Source organism: Lysobacter antibioticus, assembly GCF_000731095.1.
GTDB lineage: Bacteria > Pseudomonadota > Gammaproteobacteria > Xanthomonadales > Xanthomonadaceae > Lysobacter > Lysobacter antibioticus_B.
Genome location: NZ_JMTZ01000119.1, coordinates 1 through 7,476, shown reverse-complemented (window position 1 = coordinate 7,476; position 7,476 = coordinate 1). Strand labels below are relative to the sequence as shown.

At 68.4% G+C, this 7,476-nt stretch carries 7 protein-coding genes; 4 read left to right on the top strand and 3 right to left on the bottom strand.

The annotated features are described in order from the left end of the window. Positions 1-245 precede the first annotated feature (245 nt). The 3 genes from EX88_RS0122010 to EX88_RS0122000 all read right to left on the bottom strand — a co-directional run bounded on the left by EX88_RS0122010 (position 246) and on the right by EX88_RS0122000 (position 2,286). Positions 246-776, bottom strand: a complete 531-nt coding sequence (locus tag EX88_RS0122010) for an adenine phosphoribosyltransferase (RefSeq protein WP_031374134.1) — start codon at positions 774-776, stop codon at positions 246-248. Positions 777-818: 42 nt separating this feature from the next. Beyond that, positions 819-1,760, bottom strand: a complete 942-nt coding sequence (locus EX88_RS0122005; RefSeq protein ID WP_051885427.1) for a DMT family transporter — start codon at positions 1,758-1,760, stop codon at positions 819-821. A 241-nt stretch (positions 1,761-2,001) separates the two neighbouring features. Continuing rightward, positions 2,002-2,286: a DUF2007 domain-containing protein gene (locus tag EX88_RS0122000; protein WP_031374132.1), complete on the bottom strand. Its 285-nt coding sequence runs from the start codon at positions 2,284-2,286 to the stop codon at positions 2,002-2,004. A gap of 247 nt (positions 2,287-2,533) precedes the next feature. Between EX88_RS0122000 and EX88_RS0121995 the strand changes: the two genes are divergently transcribed. From EX88_RS0121995 to EX88_RS27250, 4 genes are all read left to right on the top strand, one after another. Continuing rightward, positions 2,534-4,303, top strand: coding sequence for a glutamine--tRNA ligase/YqeY domain fusion protein (locus EX88_RS0121995; RefSeq protein ID WP_031374131.1), 1,770 nt, complete (start codon positions 2,534-2,536; stop codon positions 4,301-4,303). Between the two features lie 17 nt (positions 4,304-4,320). Then, positions 4,321-4,875 (top strand): nucleoside deaminase, encoded by a 555-nt coding sequence (locus EX88_RS0121990; protein ID WP_031374130.1) that lies wholly within the window; start codon positions 4,321-4,323, stop codon positions 4,873-4,875. 205 nt (positions 4,876-5,080) lie between these two features. Next, positions 5,081-6,151, top strand: a complete 1,071-nt coding sequence (rlmM, locus tag EX88_RS0121985) for a 23S rRNA (cytidine(2498)-2'-O)-methyltransferase RlmM (protein WP_031374129.1) — start codon at positions 5,081-5,083, stop codon at positions 6,149-6,151. Between the two features lie 189 nt (positions 6,152-6,340). Then, entirely contained in the window at positions 6,341-7,102 is a 762-nt protein-coding gene (locus EX88_RS27250; protein ID WP_235186398.1) for a hypothetical protein, read from the top strand. The last annotated feature ends 374 nt before the right edge of the window (positions 7,103-7,476 follow it).

The following is a 7,476-nucleotide window of genomic DNA, read 5'->3' as shown; positions in this document are numbered from 1 at the left end:
ATGAAAAACGGCCCGCATCCCTGCGGGCCGCCCTCCGGGTCTTCTATTGCCTTCGCGAGTGCGAATCGGCGCACAGCAAAGGCAAAGGCAAAGGCAAAGGCAACAGCAACGGCAGAATCCTCACAACCGCGATCATCGCCGCTCTTGGGTAGGAGCGGCGCAAACCGCGACCGCGCGGGTTCCCGATTGCCTCGTCATTCGCCTAAGCCATTAACCGCTGCGACATGCGACGAAGCCGCCATCCCTCAGTAATGCAACAACGCATGCACCGGCGTATCGCCCCGCCAACGCTCGCGACCGCGTAAGGCATCCAGCTCGATCAGCACGCTCGCACCCACCAACACCGCGTCCAGACGCTCGACCAGCTCGCGTGCAGCCGCCAGGGTGCCGCCGGTCGCCAGGACGTCGTCGACCAGCAGGGTGCGTTCGCCGGGTTTCAGGGCGTCGCTGCGCACCTGCAACTGGTCGCGGCCGTATTCGAGTTCGTATTCGACCGCGATCAGCGGCGGCGGCAGTTTGCCCGGCTTGCGCACGGGCACGAAGCCGGCGTGCAGCTTTTGCGCCAGGGCGGCGCCGAAGATGAAACCGCGCGATTCGATGCCGCACACGGCTTGCACGCCGCTGCCCTGCCAGGGCTCGGCCAGGGCATCGATGCAGCGCGCGAAACCGCCGGCATCGGCCAGCAGCGGGGTGATGTCGCGGAAGGTCACGCCCGGCTTGGGAAAATCGGCGACCGCGCGGATCAGGGCGCCGAGGGTGTTCTGGGATTCGTTCATGCGCTTACCTTGCAGCAGACAATGGAAGGGTGGAAGCGCGGCTCAGGCGGCATCGCCGCGGCGCACCGTGAACAGCGGCTGGTCGCCCCGCAGCAGGCCCAGGAAGATACCCGCCAGGGACAGACCGATGCCGAGCAGTTCCATGCCGCCCAGATGTTTGTGGAACAGCAGCACGTCCCACACGTAAGCCAGCAGCGGCTGCAACAACAGGCACAGGCCGACGATGCCCGCGGGCAGCTGCGGCATGGCGCGGCCGATCACCAGCCAACCCAACACCTGCGCGATCGCGGCATAGGCGAACAGGATCAGCCAGTCGTGGGCGCTGGTGGGGATCAGGTTTTCGCCGCCGAACGGCACCGACACGCCGAGCATCGCCGCGCTGCCGAGGCACAGCCACCACTGCAGGGCTTCGTTCGGCGTCTGCTGGCGGCGCGCCTGTGCGGCACGGAAGGCCAGCAGGAACACGCCATAGGCCAGCGCGGTGCCGAGGCCGTAGAACACGCCGAGACGGAAACGCTCGTCGACGTGCTCCCACCCCGGCGCGAGCAACAGCGCCAGGCCGACCAGGCCCATCAACAGCCCCACCCACAGGCGCCAGCCGGCGCGTTCGCCGAACACCAGCGCGCCGACGCCGGCGAGCACGAACACCTGGAAGTTGGCGAGCAAGGTCGACAGGCCGACACCGACATAGAGAATGCTGCGATGCCAGAGCCACAGGTCCAGCGCCAGGAAGGCCGCGCCGAACATCACCAGCCCCAGCGTGCGTCCGTCGGGGCGCCAATGGCGCATACGATCGCGTCGCCACGGCTGGCCGAGCAGCATCAACAGGATCACCCCGGCCAGCGCCATGCGCCAGAACGCCGATGCGGCCGGGCCGATCTCGACCCAACGCACGAACACCGCCGAGCTGCTGATGACCGAAGCGCCGATCAGCATCTCGACCAGGGGCGTCCGCAGGGTCGCGGTGGAGGACGAGGCGCTCATGAGCGCCCCCGCGAGACAAGCAGGAACGAAGCGGAATGCACGATCGGAACTCCATGAGAGCCGGAACGCCGTCGGAGCGATCCGGAGGCCCTGCGCCGGCGACCGGCATTCGACCGGACGCGCCGCAGGGCTCGATGAGAGAGAGAAGACAGCGGCGTCAGGCAGCGGGCCTGACGACCGTGGCCCGGTCCCGCCGGGGCGGTCGCGGACCTCGCGACGGTGCGGGCGTCGCGCCCCGGGCTCAGGCCGGAAGCCAGCCTGGCGGCGGCATCGCCCCGATCGGGTCGGACTCGACCGAGTCGGCGGCGGGCGATGGCGGTTCGCCCAGCGAGAGCGCATCGACCACCTCGCGCGCTTCCGGCCAGGCAGCCTCGGGCACGCAGACCTGGACCGGACCGAACGGCAGCTCGCCGAGGCCGCCGAGCAAGGCCTCGCCCTTCATGAACACCGGAATGCCGGCCGCTTCCAGCGCATGCCGGACCAGATGGGCATCGATCAGATGGGCGGCTTCATAGACGACTTTCATCGTCGCTGTCCTTCGGCGCAACGGCCTCGCGGGTCTGCGGCCAGCATACGCCGGAGTGGCCGGCTTGACCCATGAACGGCGCGCAGACGCAGCGTTCCAGGCACGCCCGGCAAAGCCCGCCGACCCCTGACACCGGCCCCGTGCAAGCCGCCGGACCGCGGCTCCGGCACGACGGAAGAGCGCCGCCAAGGCAGGGATCGCCGCCAAAGGCTAAACTTCACGACCTTCCTAGCCTTTGCCGTGACGCATGTCCGCCGATCCCGCCCGCACCGCTCCCGAATCTCCGACCGACTCCGCCGCTACGGCCGCGGTCAAGCAGGACTTCGTCCGCCAGATCGTCCGCGAGGACCTGGCCAGCGGCAAGCACCAGGCGATCCGGACCCGCTTCCCGCCCGAGCCCAACGGCTATCTGCACATCGGCCATGCCAAGGCGATCTGCCTGGATTTCGGCGTCGCCAACGAGTTCGGCGGGCGCTGCAACCTGCGCTTCGACGACACCAACCCGGCCAAGGAAGACCCCGAGTACGTCGCCGCGATCCAGGAAGACGTGCGCTGGCTGGGCTACGAGTGGGCCGAGCTGCGTCACGCTTCGGATTATTTCGAGGTGTTCTATCTCGCCGCGCAGAAACTGATCCGCCAGGGCGACGCCTTCGTCTGCGACCTCAGCGCCGAGGAAGTCCGCGCCTACCGCGGCAACCTCAACGAGCCGGGCCGCAATTCGCCGTACCGCGAGCGCAGCGTCGAGGAAAACCTGGACCTGTTCCAGCGCATGCGCGCCGGCGAGTTCGCCGACGGCGCGCGCACCCTGCGCGCGAAGATCGACATGGCCTCGGGCAACATCAACCTGCGCGACCCGGCGCTGTACCGGATCAAAAAGGTGGCCCACCAGAACACCGGCGACGCCTGGCCGATCTATCCGATGTACGACTTCGCCCACTCGCTCAGCGACTCCTGCGAAGGCATCACCCACTCGCTGTGCACGCTCGAGTTCGAGGATCACCGCCCGCTCTACGACTGGTGCGTGGGCCGCGTCGACCTGCCGAATTCGCCGGAGCTGCTGGCGCCGTTGCTCGCCCGAGGCCTGCCCAACGAGGCGGCGATCCCGCGCCAGATCGAGTTCTCGCGCGCCAACCTCAACTACACCGTGATGAGCAAGCGCAAGCTCATGGTGCTGGTGCAGGAAGGCCTGGTCGACGGCTGGAACGACCCGCGCATGCCGACCCTGCAGGGCATCCGCCGCCGCGGCTACACCCCGGCCTCGCTGCGCCTGTTCGCCGATCGCCTGGGCGTGAGCAAGCAGAACTCGACCATCGACTACTCGGTGCTCGAAGGTTGCCTGCGCGAAGACCTCGACGCCGCCGCGGCGCGCCGCATGGCCGTGCTCGACCCGCTCAAGCTGGTCATCAGCAACCTCGGCGACGACCACGAAGAATCGCTGCACTTCTCCAACCACCCGAAGGACGAGCGCTTCGGCGCGCGCCAGGTGCCGTTCTCGAACCAGCTCTGGATCGAACGCGAGGACTTCGAGGAAGTGCCGCCGAAGGGCTTCAAGCGGCTGATTCCGGGCGGCGAAGTGCGTTTGCGCGGCGCCGGCATCCTGCGCTGCGACGAGGTGATCAAGAACGAGGCCGGCGAAATCGTCGAGCTGCGCGGCACGCTGGACCCGGAATCGCGTCCGGGCATGGCCGGCGCCGACCGCAAGATCAAGGGCACGATCCACTGGGTCAGCGCGCGTCACGCCGTCGCCGCCGAAGTGCGTCTGTACGACCGTCTGTTCGACGTCGCCGCACCCGACGACGACAGCGACGGCAAGACCTACCAGGATCACCTCAACCCGAATTCGCGCCGCGCCGTGACCGGCTACGTCGAACCGTCGGCGGCCACCGCCGAGCGCGAGCAGGCGTTCCAGTTCGAGCGCGTCGGCTATTTCGTCGCCGACCGCTACGACCACACCCCGGAACGGCCGGTGTTCAACCGCAGCGTGACCCTGCGCGACACCTGGGCCGCGCAGGCATGAGCCCCAAGATCCCCAACCTGCTGACCAAGACGGTGATGCTGGCGCTGCCGGCGTGGATCGACGAAGTCGTCGACCGCAAGCGCGCCTACCTCAGCGACGAGGACAAGGTCGCGCTGGCGGTCGAACTGTCGCGGCACAACATCGAGATGGGCAGCGGCGGGCCGTTCGGCGCCGCGGTGTTCGACGGCAACGGCCTGGTGGTCGGGGTCGGCGTCAATCGCGTGGTGCCGCAAAGCTGTTCGGTCGCGCACGCCGAAATGATGGCCTTCATGTGCGCGCAGGCCGCGCTGAGCGTGTTCCGTCTCAACGAGATCGGCCCGATGACCCTGGCGACCTCGGCGCAGCCCTGCTGCATGTGCTACGGCGCCAGCTTCTGGGCCGGCATCGACACCTTGCTGATCGGCGCGCGCTCGGAAGACGTGATGCAGCTGACCGAGTTCGACGAAGGCCCGCTGCCGGCGGACTGGATCGGCGAACTGGAACGCCGCGGCATTGCCGTGCGCCGCGACCTGCAACGCGACGCCGCCTGCGACGTGCTGCGCCGTTATGGCGAGAGCGGCGTCGCGTACTGATCCGATCCAGCTTTTGTGGGAGCGGCGCCAGCCGCGACCAACCCGAGCGGTGTACGAAAACAGATCCACCCGAATATCGATGATGCCTCGCCGTTGCGTGGCAAAGAGCCCGACCGATCGGGCTTGGGCAAAAGCCCTTGCGTTCATCGCTTCGGTTGGTCGCGGCTCGCGCCGCTCCTACCCCTGAAGACAACGAGTTCCCACGATGACCGATAACGCCCTGCTGTGTTGGTGCCGCGCCGGTTTCGAACCCGAGCTCGCCGGCGAATTGAACGAACGCGCCGCGCGCGCCGGCCACCCCGGCTACGCGCGCACCGAGCGCAACAGCGGCTATGTCGAGTTCATCGTCGAGGACGCGAAAGCGTTGTCGCGCGCACTGCCGTGGTCGTCGCTGATCTTCGCGCGCCAGAAGCTGGTGCGCCTGGCCGATCTGCGCGGCCTCGATCCGGCCGACCGCATCACCCCGATGCTGGCCGCGCTCGATGCGCAGGGCGGCAGCGGCCTCAACGTTTCCATGTTCGGCGAGTTGGTGGTCGAGCACCCCGACTCCGACGAGCACAAGCCGCTCGCCGGCCTGGCGCGCAGCTTCGGCAACGCCCTGCGCCCGGCGCTGCGCAAGGCCGGCTGGCTCAGCAAGGCCGACGATGCGCGGCGCCCGCGCCTGCACGTCGCCTTCCTCGCCGGCGATCACGCCATGCTGGCGATGTCCGAGCCCGGCGACAGCTCGCCGTGGCCACTCGGCATCCCGCGCCTGCGCATGCATCCGGATGCGCCGAGCCGCTCCGCGCTCAAACTCGAAGAAGCGCTGCTGACCTTCCTCGACGCCGACGAACGCGAGCGCCTGGTCCGCGACAACATGCAAGCCGCCGACCTCGGCGCCGCTCCCGGCGGTTGGACCTGGGTGCTGATGCGCAACGGCATGATGGTGACCTCGGTCGACAACGGCCCGCTGCGCCAGGCCCTGCTCGACAGCGGCCGCGTCGACCATCTGCGCGCGGACGGTTTCTCCTGGCAGCCCAAGCGCAAGCTCGACTGGATGGTCTGCGACATGGTCGAACAGCCCGCGCGCGTGGCCGAACGCATGGCGACCTGGTTCCGCGAGGGCTGGTGCAAGCAGGCGATCTTCAATCTCAAGCTGCCGATGAAGAAGCGCTGGGAAGAAACCAAGACCTGCCTGGAAGCGTTCGAGTACCAGACCCATCGCCCGATGGTCGTGCGTGCGCGCCAGCTGTATCACGACCGCGAAGAGATCACGGTGTTCGCGACGCCGAAGTGATCCGCCACGCCAGGGCCACCCGGCCTTGGCGATGACTCGAGCATCTCGCGACCGCACATCGTCTGCGGCGTGACGGACACCCGGCATTCACGCTTCGAGCCGCGTTCATTCAGGTGGGGTTTCGCCGTTTTACATCGACTTGACCGGCCCGGGTCTAGCGTCGCGGTGTCCCCACGCGAGGTTACAGCGATGAAACAGCACGCGACCCACCCGCACACCCTGATCGGCCTGGCGCTGATCGCCGCACTCGGCGCCAGCGGCGCTGCCGTGGCGCAGATCGCCACCAAGGTCGAATCCAAACACGATGCGGTCGAGAAGGCCGAGATGGCCGCAGGCGAAGCACGCACCGCGCGCGAGGACGCCGCGACCGCGCAGGCCGCAGCGCAAGCCGCTGCCGCGACCCGCAACGAAGGCTCCTTGAGCGAACGCGGGGCATTGACCGCGGAAGCCACCGCCTACCAGGCCAAGCAATCGGCGATCGAGGCCCAGTCGGCCGCGCGCCAGGCCACCATCGCGGCCGAAGCGGCGCGTTCGGCGCAGGCCGCGGCGACCGCCGGCAGCAACCCCACCGGTGCCGCGATCGAAGCGCGCGCCGCCGGCGATGCGGCACGCGTGGCGAGTTCGGCCGCGACCGACGCGACCACGGTGGCGCAGGCTGCCGCCGCGGCGACCGCCGAAGCGGTGCAGCAGACCGATCCGGTGCCGCAACCGATGCCGGCCCCCGCCCCGGCCGTGCCGGTGCAGCCGCAGGTCACCATCACCTCGAGCCCGCCGAATTCGGTGATCGGCGAGTACAAGATCGATTTCGATGCGCTCGACGGCAATCACGACGGCAACATCAGCCGTGCGGAGGCGCGCAGCAACGCAACCCTGACCGCGGAGTTCCGCGCGGTCGATGTCGACAATAACGGCCGCTTGAGCAAGAAGGAGCTGTCGGGCTGGATGCGTTGATCGCTGCTTGATTCCGCGGTTTTTTGCGCGAACGCCTCCGGAAACGGGGGCGTTCGTGTTTGGGCGGCACCAGTACCGCGGTTCTGCCCCTGTATCTGTCCCCGTAGGAGCGACGTCAGTCGCGACCAAGGGACGCGCAGAGACACCAGTGCCGACGTCGCCTATCGAAGGGGGCCTTAGGGTAGGAGCGGCGCCCTACTCGATTTCCTTCGGTCACAAGCCGCGACCGCGCCGCGACGGTCTCACGACGGCCGTGTCACTGCCGATGATCTGCCTAGCCTTTCCGCTTTTGCTCTTTCCGTGCGCCGTCTCACACTTGCGAAGGCAATAGAAGACCCGGAGGGCGGCGCGCAGGGATGCGCGCCGTTTTTCAT